The sequence below is a fragment of the Kribbella qitaiheensis genome, assembly GCF_042657745.1.
GTDB lineage: Bacteria > Actinomycetota > Actinomycetes > Propionibacteriales > Kribbellaceae > Kribbella > Kribbella qitaiheensis.
In genome coordinates this window covers 34,088-56,841 of record NZ_JBHSKE010000010.1, presented here as the reverse complement: position 1 = coordinate 56,841, position 22,754 = coordinate 34,088, and the positions used below count along the sequence as shown (strand labels likewise).

Sequence of the window (22,754 nt, the reverse complement as noted above, 5' to 3'; positions counted from 1 at the left end):
GAACCCGGTCGGTTCATCCATCGCGGGTGATGCTGATCGGCCGGCCGGCGGTGTTGGCTGGCACCCTCAAGGATCTGAGTTGGCTGGGGGTGACTCGACGACGACCGGAGGGCCTCATGAGTGCATGGAACATTGTCGCGGAGGAAGAGACGCTCGCCCGCGCACCGAGAGTAGCCGGCGCCGATGGCCGATCCGTGGCGACCGCGGCCCGTCACCTGACACCCTCCGAACGAGCCCTCCGGGGGCTCGCAGCGCGCGCTGCGTTGCCGCCGCACGAGCAGGCCGAGCTGGTATTGCCGGCGAGTCGGCCGGATCCCGTCGCCTTGATCGAGGAGCAGGCCCGGACCCGAGTCCCCGAGCTGGTGCCGGTGCGGCACGGCCGGATGATGGTGTCGCCCTTCACCTTCTTCCGCGGCAATGCCCTGGGGATGGCGGTCGACCTGGGCGCCGCCGCTGTGTCCGGCCTCGGGGCACAGCTGTGCGGTGACGCCCACCTCTCGAACTTCGGGCTCTTCGGATCTGCCGAGCGGCGGCTGATCTTCGACGTCAACGATTTCGACGAAACCCTCGCCGGCCCGTGGGAGTGGGACGTCAAGCGTCTCGCCGCGAGCATCGCGGTCGCCGGCCGGGGCAACGGCTTCTCGCGGAAGGAACGGCGCAAGTGCGTCCTGCAGACGGTACGACGCTACCGCGATGCCACCGCCGAGTTCGCCACGATGGGAGCTCTCGGCGTCTGGTATGCCCGCGGGGACGTCGACGAGCTCCAGGAGGTGCTGCGCAACAAGATCAACTCGAGCAGCCGGAAGAGTCTCGACGAGGTCACGCTCAAGGCACGCGGCAGCGGAAACCTGAAGGCCTTCGCCAAACTCACCGAGATGACCGACGACGGGGTGCGGATCAAGGCTGATCCTCCGCTGATGATTCCCATCGCCGATCTGCTGCCCGAGGTCGGCCGTGCGGAGCTCGTGACCCAGCTCAAGGCTCTGCTGGCCGGCTACCGCAGATCTCTGCCGCACGAGCGCCGGACGCTGTTCGATCAGTTCGAGTTCGTCGACATGGCTCGCAAGGTAGTGGGAGTGGGAAGTGTCGGCACGCGCTGCTGGATCGTGCTCCTGCGCGGGAGGGACGACGGCGACCCGCTGTTCCTGCAGGTCAAGGAGGCCGGCCCCTCGGTGCTCAAGACGAAGGTGCCTGTCGCCCTGCGACAGCGCTCCGCGCCGAGGAACGAGGGGGAGCGGGTGGTGGTCGGCCAACGGCTGATGCAGGCCTCCAGTGACATCTTCCTCGGCTGGCAGCGCGTCGACGGGATCGACGGACAGGTCCGCGACTTCTACGTGCGGCAGTTGCGCGACATGAAGGGCTCCGCCGTGGTCGAGCGGCAGGACCCGCGCACCATGATGATGTACGGCCAGCTCTGCGGCTGGACCCTGGCCAGGGCGCACGCCCGCTCCGGGGACCGGATCGCATTGGCGACCTACCTCAACAGCGACGACGCTTTCCCCGAGGCCATGGTCGAGTACGCCGAGGCGTACGCCGACCTGAACGAGCGCGACTACCAGGCCTTCCTCGATGCCATCAAGAGCGGCCGTCTCGAAGCCGAGACCGTACAGCAGTAAGCACCAGTCACCCTGGCCTGGGATCAGCAGGCCAGGGTGACTTGTGTCCGGTTCAGGCAGGAGCGCTGGGACCCGGTCCGCCGGCCGCGTGGGCGTGGGCTGCCGCGGGCGGACGCCCCAGGAACTCGATCACGGCGACCAGGAACAGCACGATCACGGCGATGACTATGACGACGGAGACCGTGGGCTGTGACCAGAAGGTCAGCACCAGGGCCCCGCCGATGACGCTGGCGATCAGCAGCAGGCGCTTGTGGGCGAAGGTCCAGGCGCCGAATCGGCCGGTGTTCAGCCCAGCCGACTCGGATTTGCCGCGCAGGGCCCCGATGCCCCTCGTGAGCCCTGCGCGAGTCTTGACGGCGGAGACGGACGGCCCGGTGAAGAAGGCCGCGAAGGCGACGATCAGCGCGAGCACCCCGACAGCTCGCAGGCTGTACCGCAGGTAGCGCACGATGGTGTCGAAGATGACACCGCCGGCGTCGCGTGAGATCACCTCGGACGGCAACGCGTTCAGGTAGAGCGCCCGGCCGACGGCCAGGCCGACCCCCAGCGCAAGCATCGCGCCGGCGAATCCCAGTGCGCCGATCAACAGGGCGCGACGGTGGTCGCGGGCGACGTACACGCCCGCGGCGAACAGGAACAAGGCGATGAACGGCAGCCAGGCGCCGAGCGTGTTGAGCAGCCGGTAGAACCCTTGTGCCTTCGTGACGCCTTCTGACTGCACCAGGACGATCGACTTGTTCACGACCGGGATGTTCTGCGCCACGCCGAAGCCGCGCGCCACCAGCCGTTCCTTCACCTGGGCGATGATCGGGGCCAGGTTGAGCGTCACCGTGTCGTTCTGAGCGCTGAGCGCGCCGCCCTGGTTGCCTTCCAGCAGGTTGACCAGTTCCGAGTGCGCGGTCTCGTTCGCCTGTCTCCAGACGGCGGCGAACTCGGGGCTCGCGACGAAGTTGGCGACCTGGTCGCGGATGAAGCTCTGCACTCCGCTGACGAGCGGTCCGCTCAGCGCCTGCAGGTTGGCCGCGACTCTCGGTGGCAGACCCTGCTGGGAGATCGCGTTGAGGGTCTCGTCGGTGATGCCCTGGATGTCGATGGCGGCGAGGATCTCGTTGGTGACCGCGTCGGAGATGGTGGTCTGAACGGCGGGGTCGTCCGCCAGCGGGGCGACGGTCTTGAGGTACTGCTCGGTGTCGCTGACCTGCCTGCTGGCCCAGAGAGCCGTCGCCGACAGGGGCGCGAGCAGACAGGCCAGCGTGATCAGGATCGCGGACGCGACAGTACGCCAGATCACCCGGCGGTGCGGAGGAATGTCCGGCGCCGGCGGCCGAGGACCGGCCGCCAGTTCGAGCTCGAGCTGCGCCACCCGCTCGCGCAGTCGCCGTACCTCGTCGGCCTCGATCTCGCTCATCGCCGGATCTCCTCTCGGGTGGACAGGTCAGACCGCGAGCGCCTTCGCTTTGAGCGTGTCGAACTCCGACTGCGAGATCGTGCCCTTGTCGAGCATCACGCTGGCCTGCGCGATCTGGTCGGTGGGACTGGCCGCGCCGGCCACCTGCTTGATGTACTTCTCCTGCTGCTGCTGGGCGGCGAAGTGACTGGTCGCGGTCCTGCGTGCCATGTCGTTGCCGTTGACGATGACGTAGATGAGCGCGACGAGCAGCGGCACGAAGAGCAGGCCGACGAGCCAGAGCGCCTTCTTCACGCCTGAGGTCTCAGAGTCGCGGAAAATGTCCGCGATGATCGAGAACAGCATCATCAGGTAGGCGGTGAAGGCGAAGGCGATGATGATGAACCAAACGACATCCCAGAATGACATTGCAACGTCCTCTCTCCGAGCGCTGAAGGCGCGTGCCCAACACTGGCGCTTCGGACGGCGGACGGCCTCACCTCTACCGGATGATATTGGCTGGATTCAGGCGGTCGCCGGGGTCGCCGGAGCGGGGTTGTCGTGTCCGCGCCGCACGATCAGGCCCATCGCGACGAAGACGAGGCCCCAGCACAGCGCGATCAGGCCGAGCCAGACCGCGATACCGACGGTGCCGCGGCCGGGGTTGGCGACGAAGAAGATGCCCAGCAGGAGCGAGAGCGCGGCGCCGAGCAGGAGCAGCCAACGGGGTGTGAGCCGGTAGCTACTGAAGGCGGCGAACACCTCGAAGACGCCGCGGATGATCAACCAGATGCCGAAGATCAAGGTCAGGGTGTTGGCCGCCACCGAGGGGCTGAAGATCGCGAAGAGCCCCACGAGGATCGCGATGACACCCATCACAGCCAGTCCGAGCCGGCTTCCCTGCGTCTCCGACCGGAACGCCTCGACCAGCGAGCTGATCCCGTCGATCAGGGCCCAGAACCCGAACAGCACCATCAGTGCGATCGCGGTCTCGATCGGCCAGATGATCGCCAGCAGCCCGAAGACGATCCCGATCATCCCGCGAACCACCAGCATTTTCCAGCTCTCGGCAAACACTTCCCGATCCATGGCACGCCCCTCCCCAGCCTTCACGCAGCAAGCTGCCCGTCGACACTCATAGTTCTCCGAATCAGAGCCGCAGGCAACGGCCAGCCGCATTTCCCCCGCGGCCGACCCGGCAGCTACACCTGCCGGGTCAGCCGCCGGTCGGCAATCTCGTTGCTCCGGGCAAGATCGATGGGGGAGCGACGAGTCAGTGGCGAGGTTGGAGGTAGCTGTGGACTGTCAGTTGGCCGATCTTGATGCCGTGCTTCACGCCTTCGGTGGTGGCGTGCTTGAAGTGGAAGCCGACCAGGACCCGGGAGCGTGCGTTCTCGTTGGAGGCCTGGGAGAAGCTGGTGTAGTGGCGGATCGCCGGGTTGGCGTCCGTGCAGGTACTGCCGGGCAAGGCGGTGAAGCTGCACAGAGAGAAGCTCATCCGGTCTGTCTTGAAGAAGCCACGGAGTACCGCGGCCGCGGCGCCGCCTTCGACGCTGTGGCCCGAGTCGTGGTCCGGGATCGGTGGGGTGGGCACCAGCGGGGTCCAGGTCGGGTCGGCCGCGGTGTTGGGGTTGCCGTCCGTCGCGGCCAGCTGGATCGCGGTGACGGGGCGCCAGAACAGCAGCTTGTACTTCACGTCGAAGGTCGAGATGTAGCCGTCTGTCAGGGCTATGTCGAGCAGGCCGAACAGACGGGCGCTCTGCCAGAGATCCAAGTGCCGGGTCGTGGCCAACTGGCGGGCGAGGCGGTTCCACAGCAGAGGTGAACTCTCCACCCAGAAGCGGGCGATCCGCGTCTCGTCAGCGGTGCGGGCGCTTGGCGTAGTGATGCCGTCGCCACCGAGTCGCTTCACCTCGTTGAAGTCGGCGGTGTACCGCTTCGAGCCGAGCGCGAAGGGCGGCTCCACCGGGAACTGTCCGGCGGACCGGAGTGCGAACGGCTTCACCTCTCCCCAGGTGGGTGCGAAGGCGAACGTGAAACCGGGAGTGAACCGGTACTCGCCGGGCCTGACGCCCTGCGGGAAGCCGGAGTCGATCAGCAGGATCGTCGAGGCGCGGTCGTCAGCCCGCTTGGCCAGGATCGTGTACGCCGACTTCTTTCCCAGTTCGATGCCTTGCTGCTTTGCCAAGCTGTCGGGAATGGCAGCCAGTGCCGCGGTGTAGGCGGTCTCGACGCCTGCGATAGCGGCTTGGGTGTCAGTGAACGGTGGTGTCAGGTCTGTCAGGGCAGCGACCAACGAGGTTCGCGCGGCAGCAGCGATCGCGGCCTCAGGGGATGCGTGCCGTGCGCGGCCTTGGAAGGCATAGGGACGTGAGCGAGGAGAGATGGCGTTCAGCGCGTCATGAATCGCGATGTGCATGATCGCGTACATCCGGGATTCGTGCAGTGGGTTGAGGGTCGGTGCGAGTGTGGCCGTGAGCGCGGCGGTCGCGGCGGTCTCGTTCCACCGGACCACCGCGTTGCCACTCGTCGCCGCGTTGCCGCTCGTCACCGCGGGACTTTGCGGTACCGCAGAGACGGCGGCTCCGGTGATCGGCGTGAGCAGAGCGACTACCAGAACCGCTCCGATGGCGAGTTTGGTGCGGGACAGGGCAGTGCGAATTCCGGCCACAATGGGCCCCCCTTGAGATGTGCCCGGAGCATCGGACCACGGGCATCGTTTCGAACGCTACGAGTGACCGATGGACGGGTCAACGCGCCGCGACCGGGCAATCATTCACGACTTCCGGCCGCGTTTCGGAGGCAGCCAGGCCGCCAGGCCGTCGAGGATCAGGTCGAGGCCGAGCTCGAACTCGTCGCCGAAGTCGTAGCCGGGCTGGAGGTAGTACTTCGCCGACATCTCGGTGAGGTGCGGGTACTCGCCGGCTGCGATCTGGTCCATGATCGGACCGGCGACCTCGGCACCTGACTCCGGATCCTGGAAGGGGAGCGCGGCCTCCTGCAGCGCGAACCCGTAGGTGTAGCTGTCGATCAGGGCGCAGGCGTGGGCGGTCATCGCGAGTGAGAAGCCGCCGTGGAGAAGCGTGCCGAGAACCGCGTCGTGGTGTCTCAGCGTGGCCGGTCCGGGCGTCGTACGGGTCTCGAGCAACCCGATCGCCCAGGGGTGCTTCCTCAGCACCTCACGGGCCGAGACCGCCCGCCGGTGGATCTCCGCGCGCCACTCGCCGCCGACCGACGGCAGGTCGATGTCGGTGAAGACGAGGTCGACGATGCCGTCGAGGATCTCGTCCTTGGTGGCCACGTAGTGGTAGACCGACATCGGCTTCGCGCCGAGGGCCTCGGCGAGTGAGCGCATCGTCAGTGACGCGATCCCGCCTCTGTCGGCGACCTCGAGGGCGGCACGCAGTACCCGCTCGCGGTTCAGGCGAGGACGGCGGCCGGCTGGTTCGGACATGTGACTCCTGACCGCTAGTGCTTTCGTACTTAGTACTATACCTTGGCCGTACTAAGTACGAAATCCGGCGCGCGGCTGCGGCCACAGCGTCTTACGGAGGGGATCCCGATGACGAATGACACCGTTCCACCGCCGACGCAGCCGACGACTCCCGTCAAGCCACCCGCGGCGGGCGGCCGATCGCTTCGCGGCGCATCCATCACAGCGGGCGTGGGGATTCTGGTGATGGCCGCGCTGGCACCATTCGGCGTCTTCTTCGCCGTCGACGGACTCGTGACACAGGGAGATGCGGCACGGACAGCCGCCGACATCACGGCGTCCGAAGGCTTGTTCCGAGCAGGCATCGCCAGCCTGCTTCTGGTGATCGCACTCGACGTGGTGATCGCCTGCGCGCTCTACCGGGTGTTCAGCCCGGTGAACAAGGGCGTCTCCCTGCTGGCAATGGCGTTCAGGCTGGTGTACTCGGGTATCTACCTGGTTGCCGTCGGCCACCTTCTCGCCGTACCCCGGCTACTCGACGGCGATGCTGGTCCGTCGGCGTTCAGCCCGGATCAGCTACACGCGCAGGCGCTCTCGGAGATCAACGCCTTCAACGATGTCTGGGCGCTGGCGCTGGGACTGTTCGGCCTTCACTTGTTGACCATCGGTTATCTGGCCTTCCGCTCCGGGTATGCCCCCAGAGTTCTGGGCGTCCTGCTCGCCATCGCCGGTCTCGGCTACGTCATCGACACCTTCGGGGCCATCGCGGTCCAGGACTCCTGGACCGACGTCTCGTCGTTCACTTTCCTCGGCGAGCTCCTGCTGGCGTTGTGGCTGGTGATCCGCGGCCGGCTGGTGCGCGTTCCGTCAGCTCGAGGGTTCCTTGCGGAAGACGAGTAGTTCGGTTCTGCCACCGCTCAGGGGTTCGAAGTGCTGGCCGAGGAGGGTCAGACCTCGGTCGGCGAGCAGGTCGATGGTCCAGGCGCGGGGCGTGACCATGTAGATGGCGGCGTTCTCGCTGACCCAGGTCCGCGTCGCCTGCTCGTCCATGCAGTCCTCGGTGATGATGTCGAAGGCGACGATGCCACCGGGGCGGACGACTCTCGCCATCTCTTCGAGATAACCGACGGTCGTCACGAAGGGCACATAGGTGAACAGTTTGTGCGAATGCACCAGGTCGATGGTCTCCGAGCCGGTGGCCGCCAGCGTGTGCCCGTCGGCTGGCCGCGTGACCAGATTCGGCAGCGACTGGAGGTAGCGGATCCAGTCGGGCGCGGTCTCGTAGATCTCGTAGGCGTCAGGACGCAGCGCGGCGATGACAGGCTCGGCGTACCGTCCCGATCCGGGACCGATCTCGCAGATCCGGCTGACATGATCACCGAGGTCGCACAGCCGCAGCATGGCCTCCACCGCCACCGCCGTCGACCCGGGCTCGGCGCTGTAGCGATCGATGTACTCGCCGAGCGGAAGGCCGGCCCGGTTGGCGCCTGCGATCGTCCGCCGCGCCGACAGGAACGGCTGGATCGCCGGGTCCGTGCTCCTGCCGTGGGTCACCTGCACCCCGAGTGGTCGCAGTGCTCGGTTGACTCCATTGCGTGCATGTGTCGCCAAAGACATCTCATCGCCCCCACAAGCCCCTCGTGCGATCTGCAGGCAGCAGATCGGCGGTTCGCGCAAGCCCCTTCGCGCGTACCGCCACCCACAGTACGGCGCACGCAAGGCGTCTGGCGATGTAGTCGCTGTCTGACACCGGCTGTTCGCATTCGGTTCAGCACAACGACAAAATTGGTTGCTGTCGGCAAGCAGCCTGGCACCCGCAGTGGACGCACGATGATCGGACATGTCGGTTGCGGGCGGTTGGAGGCTTTCGGAGACTAGGCGGATGCGGACAGTGTTCACGGCTGTGGTCGAGCCGGTCGGGACGCGGACGGCGTACTGGAACGAGGTGGTGGCGGACCGACTGGCCGGTCTCGATATTCGGCTGGACGACGTGCCTGACGCGCGGGATGAACTCGTGGTGGGGGACGTCGGCCCGCTGCAGGTGGTGGTTTCCAGGTCCGGACCGGGGGAGGCTCGGCGTACTGCGGGGCACATCCGCCGGCATGATCCCGAGCGGTACCTGCTGTTCGTGCAGGCCGAGGGAGTCGCGCTAGGGGAGCAGGACGGGCGGTGCGCCCGGTTCGCGGCGGGTGACGTCGGGATCGCCGATCTCTCGCGGCCGTTGAGGTGTGCCTACAGCGAGCGTCGCGCGGTGATGGTGTCGTATCCGAAGGCGCTGAGTCCGCTCCGGGATGACGAGGTGGCCACGCTCACCGGCATACGGATTCCGGGATCGGACAGTATGACGGCGCTGGTGGCCGGGCTCGTCCGGCAACTCCCCGAGCACCTGGATGCGAACGACGGCGCGAGCGGCGCGCGGATCGGGTCCGCGTTGCTGGACCTGGTCAACGTCAGTCTCGCCGCGCACATCGATCGGGAGAACCTGCTGCCGGCAGAGACCCGGACGAGGGCGCTGGTGCAGCGGTGCCGCGGGTACATCGAGGAGCATCTCGCCGACGCCGAACTGACGCCGGGCAGGATCGCGGCCGCGCACCACATCTCGTTGCGCTATCTGCACCGGTTGTTCGAGCCGACCGGAGACGGCGTCGCCGGGCTGATCCGGCGCCGGCGGCTGGATCGTTGCCGTCGCGACCTGCTGGATCCGGCGCTGATCGAGCGTCCGGTCGCGGCGATCGGGGCACGCTGGGGCCTGGCCGATCCGGCGCACTTCAACCGGGCCTTCAAGAGCGCCTACGGACTGCCGCCCGCGGAGTACCGCCGGGCGTGCATGGTCGAGCGATCCTTGCCAAGGGCAAGATTTCGGCCCTGGTACGGCGAACCACGGCCGACGAGCGCCGGGTCAACGGGTCCATCGTCGAGGCGACCCTGGAGACCGCGCGAGAGGCCGATGTGGTGGTGGCGACGCTGGGCATGGCGCTGCGCGGCGCGGCCTTGCACGAGGCGACCGGGATTCCGGCGATGAACTTGTTCTGCGCACCGCTGACGACGACTCCGCGAGAGTGGCCTCGGTACGACGATGCCGTTCCGCAGCCTGACCCGCGATCGCCTGACGAGAGCGCTGTCCCAGGTCCTGGACGAGGAGCATGCCGCCCAGGCCCGCGCCTTCGGCGCAGTACTGCGAGCCGAGGACGGCGCGGAACACGCGGCCGACCTCCTCGAACAACACGTCGACCAAGGGGTGTGAGGATTGAGTTCGGACAACCAGATGGAGGGCTCCTTGATACCAGAGCAGTTCAGTGATCTCGCGCCCGCGATCCTTGCCGCGGCGGAGCAGGATCCGCGGCTCGTCGGGGTGATCGCCGGCGGGTCGGTGGTGACCGGTACCGCGGACAAGTACTCCGACCTCGATCTGGTCCTGGTGTCGCCGACGGAGGCCGATCACCGGGCAGTGCTCGCCGAGGCGCCGGACTTCGCCGCGAAGGTGGGACCGTTGCTCGCGGCCTTCACCGGGGAGCATGTCGGTGAGCCGCGGCTGCTGATCACGCTCTACGGCCCGGCGCCGCGGCACGTCGACTTCAAGTTCGTCACGCTGGCCGACCTCGACCACCGGGTCGAGGACGGTCTGGTGCTCTGGGACCGCGATAGCAGCGTCCAAGCACGCCTTAAGCAACGATCGGCGACCTGGCCGCGTACGGATCCGCAGTGGATCGAGGACCGGTTCTGGGTCTGGGTCCACTACGTCACGGTCAAGATCGGGCGGGGCGAGCTCTTCGAGGCCGTGGACGCGCTGGCAGACATGCGCGGCTCGGCGCTGGCCCCGTTGGTGATCGGCGACAGGGTGGCGAAGCCGTCGGGCGTCCGGAGGATCGAGCAGATCGCTCCCGAGCACGTCCCGGCGCTGCGCGAGACCGTGGCCATGCCGGACCGCGCCGACTGCCTGCGGGCGTTGTGGGCAACGGTCCGGCTGTACCAGGAACTGCGCGGGGACGTCGAGCGGCGTACCGATGCCGAGGAAACAGCTCTCGCCTACTTGCGCGAGTTCTCGTAGTCGGCCGGGAGCGTCCCGGGCGGGCCGAGCACGACATCGCCGAGTTCGGTGGTCACCGCCATGAAGAGTTCCAGGTCGAGCTCGGTCTCCGGCGTCGCCAGATGCGCCGGAGTCCCGGTGCGCATGACCAGCTCGGCGAAGCCGGCCGGTGACGAGATGTGCAGGGCATGAAACCCTCCGGCCCGCTTCTGACCGCGTGTGGCACGTTGATCGGGATCGCGTGGAAATCGCCGGACCGCAGCTTCACCACTTGGTCCCCGGCCCACACGGTCAGGGCGCCCGAGACGACCCAGAACCGTTCCTCGTACCGGGTATGCAGGTGGAGTGGTGTCATCTCGCCGGCCGGCGCACCGTGCACGCAGGATCAATCGGTGTGCGTTCGAGAACACCTCGCGCGGCGCCACCCGTCAGCAGACTCGACCTGGCCGTCCGGTGAGCCGGCGGCGGGGTGAGCGACCTACAGGGGGTGAGTGACGTACAGGGATGGCGTCATGTGACGGGCGCGGGGGTGGTGCCGAAGTTCCTACGGTGGCTGGACCACCGAGGGAACAAGGAGAACCACATCATGGATCTGAAGCTCGAAGTACTGGTCATCCCGGTCAGCGACGTCGACAAGGCCAAGGCCTTCTACGAGCAGCTCGGCTTCCGCCTGGACGCCGACTACCCGGTCGGCGACAGCTTCCGGGTCGTGCAGGTCACGCCGCCGGGGTCGGAGGCCTCGATCATCTTCGGCAACGGCGTGTCGGCGGCCGAGCCCGGCTCGGCTCAGGGCCTGCACCTCGTCGTCACCGATATCGAAGCAGCCCGGGAAGAGTTGCTGGCCCGCGGCGCGGAGGTCAGCGAGATCTGGCACGACGCCGATGGCGTCTTCCACCACTCCGGCGAGGCGAACCGCGTTTCCGGCCTGCACCCCGAGCACGCCAGCTACGGTTCTTTCGCGTCCTTCAGCGACCCGGACGGCAACGGCTGGACCCTCCAGGAAGTCGTCACCCGGGCTCCCGGTCGCTGACCGGACAAGGATGAGCACTGAGACAAGAGGGAACGAGGAGTCGGGCATGGAGAACGAGTACGACGTCATCGTGCTGGGTGCCGGTGCGGTCGGCGAGAACGTCGCCGACCGTGCCGTCCGAGGCGGGCTGACAGTCGTCATCGTGGAGAGCGAACTCGTCGGCGGGGAGTGCTCCTACTGGGCCTGCATGCCGTCGAAGGCCCTGCTTCGCTCTGCCCAGGTACTCCGCGCCGCGCGCGCAGTCCCGGGCGCCGCCGAGGCGGTGACCGGTGAGCTCGACGTCCAGGCCGTGCTTGCCCGGCGGAACTCTTTCACCAGCAACTGGAAGGACGACGGCCAGGTCCAGTGGCTCGACAGCGCCGGTATCTCGCTGGTCCGCGGCCACGGCCGGATCACCGCTGCGAAGCAGGTCACCGTGACCGCCGGGGACGGCAGCGCGACCGTGCTCACCGCTCGCCAGGCTGTCGTCGTCTCGACCGGTTCCGACGCGTTCGTCCCGGATATCCCGGGCCTGCGAGAGGCCGGCCCGTGGACGAGTCGGGACGCGACGAGTACTCAGTCCGTGCCGGACAGCCTCGCGATCATCGGCGGTGGCGTCGTCGCCGTGGAGATGGCGACCGCGTTCGCCGGCTTCGGTACGGCGGTCACGGTGATCTCGCGGAGCGGGTTGCTCACGACCATGGAGCCCTTTGCCGGTGAACGAGTGGCCGAGGCGCTCCGGGAGCAGGGTGCCACTGTCTTGCTCGACACCAAGACGAACCAGGTCACCCGTACCGCGGACGGTGTCGTCCTCGAACTCGGCAACGGAGCCACCGTCGAGGCCGAGCAGGTACTGGTGGCGACCGGCCGCACGCCGCGGACCGGTGACGTCGGCCTGGAAATGATCGGACTCGAGCCCGGCTCCTGGCTGGAGACCGACGACACCATGCTCGTCCGCGGCTTCGACTGGTTGTACGCGACGGGCGACGTCAACCATCGCGCGCTGCTCACCCACCAGGGCAAGTACCAGGCACGCGCCGCCGGTGACGTCATCGCGGCCCGCGCGAACGGTGCACCCGTCTCGGATGCTCCGTGGGGCACCCACGTGGCGACCGCCGACCACCAGGCCGTTCCGCAGGTCACATTCACCGAGCCCGAGATCGCATCGGTCGGCCTCACCTCGGAGGCCGCCCGCGAAGCCGGCTACGACATCCGGGTCGTCGACTACGAGATCGGCCAGGTCTCCGGTGCGAAGGTTCGCGCCGACGGCTACCGCGGTACTGCGCGCATGGTGGTCGACGAGCGGCGCAAGGTCATCCTCGGCGTCACCTTCGTCGGTCCCGACGTCAGCGAGTTGCTCCAGGCCGCCACCTTCGCCGTCGTCGCCGAGATCCCGCTCGACCGCCTCTGGCACGCCGTACCCGCCTATCCCACGGTCAACGAGATCTGGCTCCGTCTCCTGGAGACCTACGGCCGCCCAGCCTGAGGCCGGACCTCAGCCGTCACTGGGTGTCGGCGGCGGTCACGGTGCGTTGCAGCATTCCTCATCGCAGCTGGTATCGGTCGCGAGTTGGGGTCTTTCGGCACCCGGGTAGGTGACCACGTCCTCTGCCTGGGTGGCGTGGTGGCGGGACACGTTGGGGGGTAGTCCACTCTCGCAGCGGAAGGAACCACCGTGGCCCCGATGACCCAGCGGCCGGATGTCGCCGCAACCACCAGGGAGCGACCTGCCGGCGGGGCGGCAAGGGCTTCCGTTCGACCCGTGATCCACGTCGGCATCGATGGCTCCTGGCGTGCCGCGGGCGCGCTCGAGTGGGCGCTGCAGGAGTCCCTGCTGCGGAATGAACCGCTCCGCGCCGTGCACATCATCGAGCAGACGCACCACACCCGGTACTACGAGCCGGCCGAGATCGCGCAGACAGAACTGGATCTGGTGGATGACGTCCGGCAGCGGATGCGGAGTACCGGGGACGACCTCGACCACCGCGCCGATCTGGTGGCTGGTTCACCGGCGGTGAGTCTGACCCGGCTGGCCTCGGGGAGCCGGATGCTCGTGGTCGGGCGACGTGGCACCGGGACGTTCAAGCGACTGCTGCTCGGATCCACCTCGGAGGCGGCCGCTAACCTCGGCGACGCGCCGGTGGTCGTAGTCCCGTCCGGCTGGCCGCCTGCACCGAGTCGCAGCCCGGTGATGGTCGCTCTGGACGACTCCAGCGAGAACGATCCGGCGATCGAGTTCGCGGCGGAGGCCGCCGTCGAACGCAACGTGCCGCTGCGGCTCGTACACGTCTGGGACATACCCGCCGTCTACGGCTGGGACCCTGCCACCGACGCCACGACCCAAGAAGATGATTGGGCGGATGCTGTGCAGCGGCACTTCGAGCTGGTGGTCGATCGGTGGCGCCGCAAGTACCCCGAGCTCGACCTCCACCTCGACATCCGGCGTGCTCACCCGGTGGATGGTGTGCTGGAAGCGGCTCAGGAGGTTCAGGCCCAGATCGTCGTACTCGGCGGACGTCATCGTCCCCGGCTGTCCGTCGTGGTGCTCGGTTCGGTCGCCCGGGGCGTTCTGCAGCATGCGGTCTGCCCGGTCGCGGTTGTGCACCATCCTGAGTCCCATGAGCAGATCTTGTGACGAGCACGCGGGGCGGGGCGGTGGTCGTCGAGGTCGACGGATCCGCTGAAGGACTGCGAGTGCTCGACTATGCGTGCACGGAGGCGATCCGGGGTGGCGCGGAGCTGGTGCTGGTGGCATCGCGTCCGGCCCACGATCCGGACCTCCCGGCTGACTCGGCACGGCAACCTTGGCCGCCGGCGGAGCGGTCTGGGGAGTTCCTCCGGATCGCAGTTGCCCACGTACGCCGACAGGTCGGCCGTGCCCTGAAGCCGGCGGTGGTCTGCAGAGAGGGGACCCGGGCGAAGGTGCTGTCCGAGGCGGCCCGCGATGCCCGCCTGCTGGTGGTCAGACGCCCCCGGCGCCGCGGACCGGAGCGCCTACTCATTGCCAAGTGCAACATTCTCCTCGCTCGGCGGAGCAGTTGCCCGGTGGTCGTCGTACCAGGCTCGTGGAAGCTGGCCCCCGCCGTACGGGACGTCGCTGTCGGGATCGACGGTACGGCGCTGTCCTCGGCCGCGGTCGAGTACGCCTTCCGGGCGGCCGCCGACCGCGGCGGCAACCTGGTTGCGGTCCATGCGGCTCCACGGCACTCGTCTCCAGCTGGGGCTCGCGCGCGACGGGCGGAGTTCGACGCCGCCGTGCTCGATCCCTCGACGGACTATCCCCAGGTGCTGGTGACCCGGTATCTCACCTGTCGCCCGGTGCTGGCGGCCTTGGTCCACAAGGCTCGCGAAGTCGGTCTGCTGGTGGTCGGCGCACACGCGGGGACGCCGTCGGCCGACGACCAGGTCGCGGACCGGGTGGTCGCGGTGGCGGACTGCCCGGTCGCGATCGTGCGACGACGCCGATGACGGTCACCAGGGGCCGAGTTGGGGTCGCTAGCGGGCTGGCGGTGGGTGCCGCGGTGTTCAGCCGGCTGTACCGGCCATGGCATCTGCGCTGGGGATCCACGGACGCCGAGGTCGACGCCACGCTGCCGGGGGACGAGATCGTGGACGAGCCCACCTTCGCGGCGACGCGAGCGGTGACGATCGACGCACCACCGGCGGACGTGTGGCCGTGGATCGTCCAGCTCGGCTTCAACAGGGCCGGCTGGTACAGCTACGACCTGCTCGACACCGTCGGCCGCAAGGGCGCGGTGAGATCCTGTCGTCGTTGCAGCATCTCCGTCTCGGCGATCTGGTGCCCCTGGGGCCCGGCGGGGGAGGCCTGTACGTAACAGGTCTCGTCCCAGGCCGGTGGTTGCTGTGGGGAGACAAGGGCGGCTACACGACCTGGCTGTGGGCCCTCGAGCCTGTGGGTCCGTCCTCCAGCAGACTGCTGACAAGGGTGCGCAGTCACTATCGCTGGACGCATCCGGAGATCCTGTTCAGCCTGCTTCTCGCGGAGCCGTTCGACTTCCCGATGATGCGCAAGTGCCTGCTCGGCATCAAACACCGAGCCGAATCCCCCAACCCGCCAACCGGCTGATTCGCGTTCATCCGGGCGTCCAGGGTCTCCGCAGTAGGCGTCGGTCCCGAGCAGGCAGGGCTTTTGGCACCCTCGCCGGTGACTACGGGCCCTGCTGCCAGGGCGCTGCCGGCCGCAGGATTCGAGGTGTCCCAGCGAATCTGAAGGAGCGATCATGACTCTCACCCCCAACCGCCACGACAGCCCGGTCTCCACCGGGATGTCGGCAGCTACCGGCACCGCGCCGAACCTCGGCGTCGCCGCCGGCCGTGCGGTCGCCGTACTACGGATCGCGTACGGATTCACCTTCCTGTGGGCCTTCGTCGACAAGGTCTTTGGACTCGGCTTCGCCACCAAGTCCGGCAAGGGCTGGCTCGACGGCGGCAACCCGACCGCCGGATTCCTCAAGGGGGCCGAAGGTCCGTTCGCCGGGTTCTACCACTCGTTGGCCGGTGACTTCTGGGTCTCTCCGCTGTTCATGATCGGACTGGCCGGGATCGGTCTCGCCCTGATCCTCGGTGTCGCGCTGCGGCTCACGGCTGTCGCGGGAACCGTTCTGTACCTGATGATGTGGAGCGCCGCTCTGCCGCCGACGACCAACCCGCTGATCGACGACCACATCATCGGCGCCATCACCCTGGTGACTCTCGCCCTGCTCGCCGCGGGCCGCACGTGGGGCCTGGCGGACCGCTGGAACAACCTCGACATCGTCCGCCGCTACCCGTGGCTGCGATAACAGCCGCGAGCACGACAGCAATGAGCACCGACAGCGGCCGGATATCCGGCCGCTGTCGGTGGTTTCGACCGACTTGGTCTCAGGCTCGCGCGGGAGATCAGCGCCTACGGCCCTCGGCCAGTAGAGCCAGCCGCCGGAGGGTCTCGTCGTTGCGGGCGTGCAGGATCGGGTCGGCGACGGCCTCGGGGATCAGCGCGGCCGGTCCGTTGAGGGCCTTCTCCCGCATCACCAGGTGACATTGGCCGGCCTGATCCGTCGCCTCGAACTCCACCTGCCCCTCGCCGGTCGGCCAGGCGCGCACCTTCAGCCGAAGGAACCGCAGCGGCTCGTACTCCTCGGCGGTCGTCCTGTCGTCGAGCAGCAGCGGCCAAGCCCCGACAGAATGGTGAATGCGACGCCCAGCCTCCGGCCACCCCGCCTCCACCTCCCGGATCCGCGAGGCCCCCACCACCCAGGCCGCGTAACTCCACCCATCACCCAGTACCGCGAACACGTCCGCCACCGAAGCCCGCACCAAACAGTCGTTCTCGCTCATCCCCAGCCAGTACCCAATCCCCAGCCCAGTACCGGCCGCGCCACGCAGTACGGACGGCTGGTTGCCGTGGTCGCGCCTTGAGTCCCACGGCCCTCGCCCGGATCGGGTGATCCTGGGCCGAGCCGGGTGTCGCCTGACGATCAGCTCGTCAGGGCGGCGAACATACCGGGCTCGTAGGAGCCCGCCGGGTTGCGGACGATCACGTTCATCCGGTTGGCGGCGTTGATCAGGGCGACCAGCGCGACCAGGGCGACGATCTGGTCGTCGTCGTAGTGCTTGCGCACGTGGGCCCAGGTCTCGTCGGACACGCCTTGGTGGGTGTCGGCGAGCCGCGTGCCCTCCTCGGCGAGCGCCAGCGCGGCCCGCTCCGCGTCGGTGAACACGGTGGCCTCGCGCCACGCGGCGACCATGTTGATCCGGACCGGGGGTTCACCGGCGGCCGCGGCCTCCTTGGTGTGCATGTCGACGCAGAAACCGCAGCCGTTGATCTGGCTGGCGCGCAGACTCACCAGTTCCTGCGTGGCCTTGGGCAGCGACGACTGATCGATCACCAGGCTGGTGTTGGCCAACCGCTTGCCGATCTTGGCGGCGAGCTCGTTGTCGAACATGTTGAATCGAGCGCTCATGACTTCGTCCTCATTCGTGGTGTCGGGTGGCATTGAACGAACACGAGATGCCGGCGACCCGATCCTTGTGACACCACGGTCCACGTGACGTGCGCCATAAGAGGTGTCTGCCTCGAGGTGTCACAAAACGACCGGGACCGGTGTCTGATGGATGCCACAGTCGAGAGTGAAGTGGAGGACCCCTTGCCGGCACGTCGCAGACCGCGCCCGAGGATCGGGGGACAAGCATGAGCCAGGACAACCGCCCGGACCCCGCGACTGAGGCGTTCCTTGCCCACCGCAACCTCCTGTTCACCGTCGCCTACGAGATGCTCGGGTCCGCGGTCGACGCGGAGGACGTCCTGCAGGAGACCTGGCTGCGGTGGGCGGGCGTTGATCTCGACACCGTGCAGGCTCAGCGTGCCTACCTGGTCCAGATCACCACCCGCCAGGCGCTCCTCCGGCTGCGAACGCTCGGCCGCCGCAAGGAGTCGTACGTCGGCCCCTGGTTGCCCGAGCCGCTGCTCACCACGCCCGACGTGGCCGAGGACGTCGAGCTGGCCGACAGCGTCTCGATGGCGATGCTGCTGGTGCTGGAGACACTCGCGCCGACCGAGCGGGCGGTGTTCGTACTCCGCGAGGTGTTCGCGCTGGCCTACGATGAGATCGCGGAAGCCGTCGACAAGACCCCGGCCGCGGTCCGCCAGATCGCACACCGGGCCAGGGCACACGTAGCGGAGCGCCGACCCCGCGGAGCCGTTTCCGCGGCCGAGACCCGGAAAGCGCTCGCGGCGTTCCAGTGGGCGGTCGAAACGGGTGACATGCAACGCCTGTTCGACATCCTCGCGCCGGATGTCGTGCTGCTGGGCGATGGAGGCGGAGTCGTTCAGGCCGCCGTGTCGCCCATTGTGGGAGCCGACAAGGTGGCCCGCGTGATGGCCGTCGGGCTGCCCAGGATGGCCGAGGCGTCACTAGAGCTTGCGCAAGTCAACGGCTACCCCGCGCTGATCCTCCGGTTCAATGGCGAGATCGATACGGTCACAGCCTTGCGCATGGACGACGGCCTGATCACCGGGCTCTACGCCGTGCGAAATCCCGAGAAGCTGTCGCACATGGAGAAGGAGACCTCCCTGCGCCGCTGAGCGCGTCCTGTCACTTGTCGCTCGCGTTGTCAGGGATGTCTTCGGCGAGCGGTTCCGGTACTGCGAGGGCGGTGGTCGGGTCTCGGTCCGCGGGAGCCGCCGGAATCCAGGTGTTGTCGACCAGGCGGTACGGGTGCCAGCGGCCCATCCGGTCAAGGCGCACCTGGCAGACGACAGCGCCTGAGGTCGTCAGCCGGTTGTGCTCGGTGGTGATCTCGAGGTCCTCCTCCGCGGCCGCCTGGAGTTCGGTACGGGCTCTCGCCAGGTCGCCCGGGTCCGGGTTCCACGTGTGTTCGAGTACGTCGAGCCCCGGCGCCCCGCCGTACGACCACGCCTGTACGCCGCGCGCGAGGTCCGCGGCCTTCCCAGTCGCTGCGGCAAGGCGATCCAAAAGCAAGGGGTAGTCGGTGGCAAGACGGACGGCGTCCTGCCACTCGTCGAGCACCCACGGATCAGGAGCACCGGACAGCAAAGCACGGAGCTGAGCGCGTGCTCGCCGAGCCGCATCGAGCACCAGGAGCGGCAAAAGCGACGCCTGCAGCCCAGGCACCGGCTCTGTCCCGCTGACGACCAGATCATCCAGCGCGACCTTCCCTGGCACTACCGGCACCTCAGGCAACGCACCAGGCACCTGCTCGAACACCGCAGCAGCCAACACCCCCGCACCCCGAGAGCCCGACCCGCCGACGCCGGAGCTCGACCCGCTGGCGCTCGACGCCCTCCCGCCGACCGAGGCAGATCCGCCGCCCGCAGCAGCGCGGTGCTGGAGGTCTTCGAGCAGGGCTTCTCGCGACCGGCCGCGGATCAGCAGCAGCACGAACGGGTCTTCGTCCAGAAGCCAGCCGGTTTGATAGCTGAGGCCGGCTGCGTGCTGGCAGGGGAGTTCCCAGCTGTCGCAGGTGCACGAGGGATCGAGCTCCCCGATGCCCGGCAGCAACGGCACTCCGGCATCGGCGGCCGCCTCCACCAGCTCGTGCGGCATCTCGCCGTCGAGCAGAGCTGCGATGTGACCGGCGCGGGCGGCCACCTGGTCGAGGAACAGCCGCCAGTCGTCGTCGCTCAGCTGATCGACCAGCACCACCGCGTCGTACGTGTCGTCCGGTGAGTAGACCGTCGCGGCGATCCGTCCGGGGCTGATGGTGATGGTGCCGACCTGGCCCGAGTTCGCGGTACGGCGGCCCTTCCGCAGTTGGTCGGAGTCGAGCGACGTGTCTTCCAGCGCCTGCACCCACGCGCGTCCCCACCACGACTTCCCACGAGTACTGCGGCGGCCGGCCGACGCAGGGAACGCCGGGAACCCGCGAGCCTCCTCGCCACTCATCGGGCACCCCGCAGCTCGACCAGATCGGCCAGCTCGCTGTCGGTGAGTTCGGTGAGGGCGGCTTCTCCCGCGGTCAGGACGGCGTCGGCGAGTTCGCGTTTGCTGCTGAGCATCGCGGCGATCCGGTCCTCGATGGTGCCCTCGGCAATCAACCGGTGCACCTGCACCGGCCGGGTCTGGCCGATCCGATACGCCCGGTCCGTCGCCTGGTCCTCGACGGCCGGGTTCCACCAGCGGTCGTAGTGCACGACGTGGTCCGCGCGGGTCAGGTTGAGCCCGGTCCCGGCCGCCTTCAGCGAGAGCAGGAACACCGGTACCTCCCCGGCCTGGAACCGCTCCACCATCTCCTCCCGCTTGCGGACCGGTGTCCCGCCGTGCAGCAACTGGGTGCCGATGCCGCGGTCGGCGAGATGCCGCTCGAGCAGCCGCGCCATCGCGACGTACTGCGTGAAGACGAGCACCGCACCGTCCTCGGCGACGATCGTGGCGAGTAGTTCGTCGAGGAGTTCGAGCTTGCCGGACCGCCCGGCGAGGCGCGCGCCCTCGGGCTCCTTGAGGTACTGCACCGGGTGGTTGCAGATCTGCTTCAGCCCGGTCAGCAGTTTCACGATCAGCCCGCGACGCGCCATCTGATCGCTCGCCGCCACCGCGTCGAGCAGTTCCCGGACAGTCGCCTCGTAGAGCACGGCCTGCTCGCGGGTCAGTGACACCGCTTGATCGGTCTCGGTCTTGGGTGGAAGCTCCGGCGCGATGCCCGGATCGGACTTCTTGCGGCGCAGCAGGAACGGCCGGACCAGCTTCGCGAGCCGCTCGGCGACCTCCTCGTCCTTGTCCGCCTCGATCGGTGTGGCCCAGCGGCTGCGGAACGTCCCGAGCCGCCCGAGCAGCCCCGGCGTCGTCCAGTCGAGGATCGCCCAGAGCTCGGACAGGTTGTTCTCGACGGGTGTGCCGGTCAACGCGACCCGCGCCTGCGCCGGCACCGCACGAAGCGCCTTCGCCGTGCCAGACGTCGGGTTCTTCACGTGCTGCGCCTCATCGGCAACCAGCAGCGCCCAACGGTGTTCGGCAAGCGTGGCCGCGTCCCTCCGCAGAGTCCCGTACGTCGTGAGGACGAACCCGGTGTCGGCCCCGTCGAGGGAGCGCCCGGAACCGTGGAACCGGCTTACCGCAGTGCCGGGGGCGAACCGCTGGACCTCGCGCTCCCAGTTCCCCAGCAGGGAAGCGGGACAGACGACCAAGGTCGGTCCGGAGGTCTCGGCAGCCTGCTGGCGATGAAGGTGCAACGAGATGAGCGTGATCGTCTTGCCGAGGCCCATGTCGTCGGCCAGGCAACCGCCGAGCCCGAGCGAGGTCATCCGGACCAACCACTGGAGACCGCGCATCTGGTAGTCGCGCAGGGTGCCGTGCAAGGCGGCAGGTGCCTCGACCAGTTCGTCCGAACGGTCCGGGTCCGCGATCTTCGCGCGGAGGTCGTCGAGCCAGCGGGTCGGCGTGACCGTGATCTGCCGGCCGTCCAGCTCGGCCGTGCCGGTCAGCGCTGCGCTCAGGGCATCGATCGCCGTCACCGGTTTGAGCACCCGCTCGCGGGCCTTGCGGGCCAGCTCGGGATCGATCAGCATCCACTGGTCCCGCAGCCGAACCACCGGTCTGGTCGCCTCGGCCAGCTTGTCCATCTCGGCCTCGGTCAGCGGGTCATTGCCCAGGGCAACCTGCCAGCTGAAGTCCAGGGTCGCACCGCCGCCGAAGAACTTCGGCATGTCTGACGGTGGTCCGTCGGCGGAGGTGATCGCGGCCCGCGCGGTCAGTTCGCGACCGAGGCTCCGCGGCCAGTGCAGGTCGACTCCGGCGGAAGTCAACCGTTGCGCACCGGTCACCAACAGCCCGGCGACCTCCTCGTCGGACAGCTCCATCCCGTCCGGTACTGCGGAGTCGAGCAGGCGGGCCAACGGCGACCAGACCCGGGCGGCTCGACGGATCGCCAAGGTCGCGTCGATACGGGCCCTCGGACCGAAGCCGCTGACGTCCTCCGCCCAGACATCGGCGGCGTCACGCACCAGCGTCGGGTCGTTCAGGCTGTGCAACTGCACGGCAACGCGGAAGCCGAGCGACTCGGCCGCCTCGAACGACTCGACCCGCAGCGAGATCCGTACGCCGGTGTCGAGTCCGGCAGAGACCTCGTCGGCCCACGACCGCAACCGCGAGGCCTGCTGAGGAGCTTTCGCTGTGAACAGCGGTGTCCCATGAGCCTTGGCGGCCGCCGGCGACCGAGGCATCCCATCAGCCACCGCATCCAGAAACCCCCGCACCAACTCCTCACCCACCGGCAACCACACGCTGTCGGTCGAGGTCGCCGAGCTGTTGGTTGGTGGGTGGGGGAGTGGGAGGGCTCGGGCTTCTGGGGGGATGGATTCGGCGAGGGTAAGGATTCTCTCGATGTCCGGGGTATCCAGCGGACCGATTCGCCAAGCGTCGTGGCCGGCGGGGGAGACGCCGGGTAGCAGCCGACCTCGGGCCACCAACTGGAGGGCGATGAGAGAAGCTGCGCCCCAGAACGCTGCGGCGGGGTGGGACTGCGGTGCTGTCCGGGCTCGGCCGAGAATCGGGACAGCCTCGTCGACGGGCAACTCGATCATCCGGACCGATCGGAGGTCCACACCGCCGGGGCCGTTGACGACCAGGTCGCGGGACGTCTGCTCGCCGACCCCGAGCGGTAGCTCACCCCCAACCGGATCCCAGAAAGCGATCCGACCATCCCGCGGAGGATCCGCCGGAACGAACACCGCTGCCAGACCGGCCAGCGCCCCCGTGTGCACCGTCGCTACCAACTCCACACCCTCCGTGATTCAACCCGCACCAACGACCCCAGCACCAGCACCG

Annotated in this window: 24 protein-coding genes and 1 pseudogene; 13 read left to right on the top strand and 12 right to left on the bottom strand. The window is 68.3% G+C overall.

The annotated features are described in order from the left end of the window. The first annotated feature begins 116 nt into the window (after nt 1-116). Nucleotides 117-1,616, top strand: coding sequence for a DUF2252 domain-containing protein (locus ACFPJ1_RS11325; RefSeq protein WP_380103492.1), 1,500 nt, complete (start codon nt 117-119; stop codon nt 1,614-1,616). 52 nt (nt 1,617-1,668) lie between these two features. Here the strand turns inward: ACFPJ1_RS11325 and ACFPJ1_RS11320 are convergent, their stop codons facing one another. From ACFPJ1_RS11320 to ACFPJ1_RS11300, 5 genes are all read right to left on the bottom strand, one after another. Further along, nucleotides 1,669-3,024: a hypothetical protein gene (locus tag ACFPJ1_RS11320; protein WP_380103490.1), complete on the bottom strand. Its 1,356-nt coding sequence runs from the start codon at nt 3,022-3,024 to the stop codon at nt 1,669-1,671. Nucleotides 3,025-3,051: 27 nt separating this feature from the next. Then, nucleotides 3,052-3,432, bottom strand: coding sequence for an SHOCT domain-containing protein (locus ACFPJ1_RS11315; RefSeq protein WP_380103489.1), 381 nt, complete (start codon nt 3,430-3,432; stop codon nt 3,052-3,054). A 96-nt stretch (nt 3,433-3,528) separates the two neighbouring features. Next, nucleotides 3,529-4,092 (bottom strand): HdeD family acid-resistance protein, encoded by a 564-nt coding sequence (locus ACFPJ1_RS11310; protein ID WP_380103488.1) that lies wholly within the window; start codon nt 4,090-4,092, stop codon nt 3,529-3,531. Nucleotides 4,093-4,276: 184 nt separating this feature from the next. Further along, on the bottom strand, nt 4,277-5,554 hold the full coding sequence (locus ACFPJ1_RS11305) for a vanadium-dependent haloperoxidase (protein WP_380103487.1): 1,278 nt from the start codon (nt 5,552-5,554) through the stop codon (nt 4,277-4,279). A gap of 225 nt (nt 5,555-5,779) precedes the next feature. Further along, nucleotides 5,780-6,457, bottom strand: a complete 678-nt coding sequence (locus ACFPJ1_RS11300) for a TetR/AcrR family transcriptional regulator (protein WP_380103486.1) — start codon at nt 6,455-6,457, stop codon at nt 5,780-5,782. Nucleotides 6,458-6,565: 108 nt separating this feature from the next. On the opposite strand from ACFPJ1_RS11300, the gene ACFPJ1_RS11295 reads away from it, so the two are divergent. Continuing rightward, the gene (locus ACFPJ1_RS11295) at nt 6,566-7,336 is read left to right on the top strand and encodes a DUF4386 domain-containing protein (RefSeq protein ID WP_380103484.1); all 771 of its coding nucleotides are present in this window, start codon (nt 6,566-6,568) and stop codon (nt 7,334-7,336) included. Here the strand turns inward: ACFPJ1_RS11295 and ACFPJ1_RS11290 are convergent. Then, nucleotides 7,304-7,990, bottom strand: coding sequence for a methyltransferase domain-containing protein (locus tag ACFPJ1_RS11290; RefSeq protein ID WP_380103483.1), 687 nt, complete (start codon nt 7,988-7,990; stop codon nt 7,304-7,306). The two genes, ACFPJ1_RS11295 and ACFPJ1_RS11290, sit on opposite strands and share 33 nt — an antisense overlap. Before the next feature lie 328 nt (nt 7,991-8,318). Here ACFPJ1_RS11290 and ACFPJ1_RS11285 point away from each other — a divergent pair, with 328 nt between their 5' ends. From ACFPJ1_RS11285 to ACFPJ1_RS11275, 3 genes are read left to right on the top strand one after another with little or no spacing between them, the layout of a single operon-like run. Continuing rightward, the gene (locus ACFPJ1_RS11285; RefSeq protein ID WP_380103482.1) at nt 8,319-9,458 is read left to right on the top strand and encodes a helix-turn-helix domain-containing protein; all 1,140 of its coding nucleotides are present in this window, start codon (nt 8,319-8,321) and stop codon (nt 9,456-9,458) included. 54 nt (nt 9,459-9,512) lie between these two features. Continuing rightward, on the top strand, nt 9,513-9,680 hold the full coding sequence (locus ACFPJ1_RS11280; protein ID WP_380103481.1) for a hypothetical protein: 168 nt from the start codon (nt 9,513-9,515) through the stop codon (nt 9,678-9,680). Between the two features lie 21 nt (nt 9,681-9,701). Beyond that, on the top strand, nt 9,702-10,484 hold the full coding sequence (locus ACFPJ1_RS11275; protein WP_380103480.1) for an aminoglycoside 6-adenylyltransferase: 783 nt from the start codon (nt 9,702-9,704) through the stop codon (nt 10,482-10,484). Here the strand turns inward: ACFPJ1_RS11275 and ACFPJ1_RS11270 are convergent. Both ACFPJ1_RS11270 and ACFPJ1_RS11265 read right to left on the bottom strand, forming a co-directional pair. Beyond that, nucleotides 10,463-10,609 (bottom strand): hypothetical protein, encoded by a 147-nt coding sequence (locus ACFPJ1_RS11270; RefSeq protein ID WP_380103571.1) that lies wholly within the window; start codon nt 10,607-10,609, stop codon nt 10,463-10,465. The two genes, ACFPJ1_RS11275 and ACFPJ1_RS11270, sit on opposite strands and share 22 nt — an antisense overlap. Nucleotides 10,610-10,683: 74 nt before the next feature. Continuing rightward, nucleotides 10,684-10,818: pseudogene (locus ACFPJ1_RS11265) on the bottom strand (cupin domain-containing protein); the annotation flags it as partial. A gap of 231 nt (nt 10,819-11,049) precedes the next feature. Between ACFPJ1_RS11265 and ACFPJ1_RS11260 the strand changes: the two are divergent. The 7 genes from ACFPJ1_RS11260 to ACFPJ1_RS11230 all read left to right on the top strand — a co-directional run bounded on the left by ACFPJ1_RS11260 (nt 11,050) and on the right by ACFPJ1_RS11230 (nt 16,274). Further along, nucleotides 11,050-11,493 carry a VOC family protein gene (locus ACFPJ1_RS11260; protein ID WP_380103478.1) on the top strand — a complete coding sequence of 148 codons (444 nt, stop codon included), beginning with the start codon at nt 11,050-11,052 and terminating at the stop codon, nt 11,491-11,493. Nucleotides 11,494-11,539: 46 nt separating this feature from the next. Further along, the gene (locus ACFPJ1_RS11255) at nt 11,540-12,958 is read left to right on the top strand and encodes a dihydrolipoyl dehydrogenase family protein (RefSeq protein ID WP_380103477.1); all 1,419 of its coding nucleotides are present in this window, start codon (nt 11,540-11,542) and stop codon (nt 12,956-12,958) included. Between the two features lie 198 nt (nt 12,959-13,156). After that, entirely contained in the window at nt 13,157-14,107 is a 951-nt protein-coding gene (locus ACFPJ1_RS11250; protein ID WP_380103476.1) for a universal stress protein, read from the top strand. Beyond that, on the top strand, nt 14,104-14,940 hold the full coding sequence (locus ACFPJ1_RS11245; protein WP_380103475.1) for a universal stress protein: 837 nt from the start codon (nt 14,104-14,106) through the stop codon (nt 14,938-14,940). The genes ACFPJ1_RS11250 and ACFPJ1_RS11245 overlap by 4 nt, the downstream gene beginning before the upstream one ends. A gap of 53 nt (nt 14,941-14,993) precedes the next feature. Beyond that, nucleotides 14,994-15,308 carry a hypothetical protein gene (locus ACFPJ1_RS11240; RefSeq protein ID WP_380103473.1) on the top strand — a complete coding sequence of 105 codons (315 nt, stop codon included), beginning with the start codon at nt 14,994-14,996 and terminating at the stop codon, nt 15,306-15,308. 110 nt (nt 15,309-15,418) lie between these two features. After that, nucleotides 15,419-15,559 (top strand): hypothetical protein, encoded by a 141-nt coding sequence (locus tag ACFPJ1_RS11235; protein ID WP_380103472.1) that lies wholly within the window; start codon nt 15,419-15,421, stop codon nt 15,557-15,559. Between the two features lie 154 nt (nt 15,560-15,713). Next, nucleotides 15,714-16,274, top strand: coding sequence for a hypothetical protein (locus ACFPJ1_RS11230; RefSeq protein ID WP_380103471.1), 561 nt, complete (start codon nt 15,714-15,716; stop codon nt 16,272-16,274). 97 nt (nt 16,275-16,371) lie between these two features. On the opposite strand, the gene ACFPJ1_RS11225 is transcribed toward ACFPJ1_RS11230, so the two are convergent. Both ACFPJ1_RS11225 and ACFPJ1_RS11220 read right to left on the bottom strand, forming a co-directional pair. After that, complete coding sequence (locus ACFPJ1_RS11225; protein WP_380103470.1) at nt 16,372-16,809, bottom strand: SRPBCC family protein; 438 nt, start codon at nt 16,807-16,809, stop codon at nt 16,372-16,374. 140 nt (nt 16,810-16,949) lie between these two features. Next, entirely contained in the window at nt 16,950-17,435 is a 486-nt protein-coding gene (locus ACFPJ1_RS11220) for a carboxymuconolactone decarboxylase family protein (protein ID WP_380103469.1), read from the bottom strand. A gap of 227 nt (nt 17,436-17,662) precedes the next feature. On the opposite strand from ACFPJ1_RS11220, the gene ACFPJ1_RS11215 reads away from it, so the two are divergent. Then, nucleotides 17,663-18,556, top strand: a complete 894-nt coding sequence (locus ACFPJ1_RS11215; protein ID WP_380103468.1) for an RNA polymerase sigma-70 factor — start codon at nt 17,663-17,665, stop codon at nt 18,554-18,556. 10 nt (nt 18,557-18,566) lie between these two features. On the opposite strand, the gene ACFPJ1_RS11210 is transcribed toward ACFPJ1_RS11215, so the two are convergent. Next, nucleotides 18,567-19,877: an SWIM zinc finger family protein gene (locus ACFPJ1_RS11210; protein ID WP_380103467.1), complete on the bottom strand. Its 1,311-nt coding sequence runs from the start codon at nt 19,875-19,877 to the stop codon at nt 18,567-18,569. After that, nucleotides 19,874-22,708 carry a DEAD/DEAH box helicase gene (locus tag ACFPJ1_RS11205; RefSeq protein ID WP_380103466.1) on the bottom strand — a complete coding sequence of 945 codons (2,835 nt, stop codon included), beginning with the start codon at nt 22,706-22,708 and terminating at the stop codon, nt 19,874-19,876. The genes ACFPJ1_RS11210 and ACFPJ1_RS11205 overlap by 4 nt, the downstream gene beginning before the upstream one ends. Nucleotides 22,709-22,754: the final 46 nt, after the last annotated feature.

What these genes read in the sequence shown, in the direction of transcription:
- ACFPJ1_RS11215 (WP_380103468.1), top strand. Translation starts at nt 17,663, where the DNA reads ATGAGCCAGGACAACCGCCCGGACCCCGCGACTGAGGCGTTCCTTGCC.
- ACFPJ1_RS11310 (WP_380103488.1), bottom strand. Translation starts at nt 4,092, where the DNA reads ATGGATCGGGAAGTGTTTGCCGAGAGCTGGAAAATGCTGGTGGTTCGC.
- ACFPJ1_RS11250 (WP_380103476.1), top strand. Translation starts at nt 13,157, where the DNA reads ATGACCCAGCGGCCGGATGTCGCCGCAACCACCAGGGAGCGACCTGCC.
- ACFPJ1_RS11280 (WP_380103481.1), top strand. Translation starts at nt 9,513, where the DNA reads ATGCCGTTCCGCAGCCTGACCCGCGATCGCCTGACGAGAGCGCTGTCC.
- ACFPJ1_RS11300 (WP_380103486.1), bottom strand. Translation starts at nt 6,457, where the DNA reads ATGTCCGAACCAGCCGGCCGCCGTCCTCGCCTGAACCGCGAGCGGGTA.
- ACFPJ1_RS11260 (WP_380103478.1), top strand. Translation starts at nt 11,050, where the DNA reads ATGGATCTGAAGCTCGAAGTACTGGTCATCCCGGTCAGCGACGTCGAC.
- ACFPJ1_RS11225 (WP_380103470.1), bottom strand. Translation starts at nt 16,809, where the DNA reads ATGAGCGAGAACGACTGTTTGGTGCGGGCTTCGGTGGCGGACGTGTTC.
- ACFPJ1_RS11220 (WP_380103469.1), bottom strand. Translation starts at nt 17,435, where the DNA reads ATGAGCGCTCGATTCAACATGTTCGACAACGAGCTCGCCGCCAAGATC.
- ACFPJ1_RS11275 (WP_380103480.1), top strand. Translation starts at nt 9,702, where the DNA reads ATGGAGGGCTCCTTGATACCAGAGCAGTTCAGTGATCTCGCGCCCGCG.
- ACFPJ1_RS11295 (WP_380103484.1), top strand. Translation starts at nt 6,566, where the DNA reads ATGACGAATGACACCGTTCCACCGCCGACGCAGCCGACGACTCCCGTC.
- ACFPJ1_RS11285 (WP_380103482.1), top strand. Translation starts at nt 8,319, where the DNA reads ATGCGGACAGTGTTCACGGCTGTGGTCGAGCCGGTCGGGACGCGGACG.
- ACFPJ1_RS11210 (WP_380103467.1), bottom strand. Translation starts at nt 19,877, where the DNA reads ATGAGTGGCGAGGAGGCTCGCGGGTTCCCGGCGTTCCCTGCGTCGGCC.
- ACFPJ1_RS11230 (WP_380103471.1), top strand. Translation starts at nt 15,714, where the DNA reads ATGACTCTCACCCCCAACCGCCACGACAGCCCGGTCTCCACCGGGATG.
- ACFPJ1_RS11320 (WP_380103490.1), bottom strand. Translation starts at nt 3,024, where the DNA reads ATGAGCGAGATCGAGGCCGACGAGGTACGGCGACTGCGCGAGCGGGTG.
- ACFPJ1_RS11270 (WP_380103571.1), bottom strand. Translation starts at nt 10,609, where the DNA reads ATGCGCACCGGGACTCCGGCGCATCTGGCGACGCCGGAGACCGAGCTC.
- ACFPJ1_RS11325 (WP_380103492.1), top strand. Translation starts at nt 117, where the DNA reads ATGAGTGCATGGAACATTGTCGCGGAGGAAGAGACGCTCGCCCGCGCA.
- ACFPJ1_RS11315 (WP_380103489.1), bottom strand. Translation starts at nt 3,432, where the DNA reads ATGTCATTCTGGGATGTCGTTTGGTTCATCATCATCGCCTTCGCCTTC.
- ACFPJ1_RS11255 (WP_380103477.1), top strand. Translation starts at nt 11,540, where the DNA reads ATGGAGAACGAGTACGACGTCATCGTGCTGGGTGCCGGTGCGGTCGGC.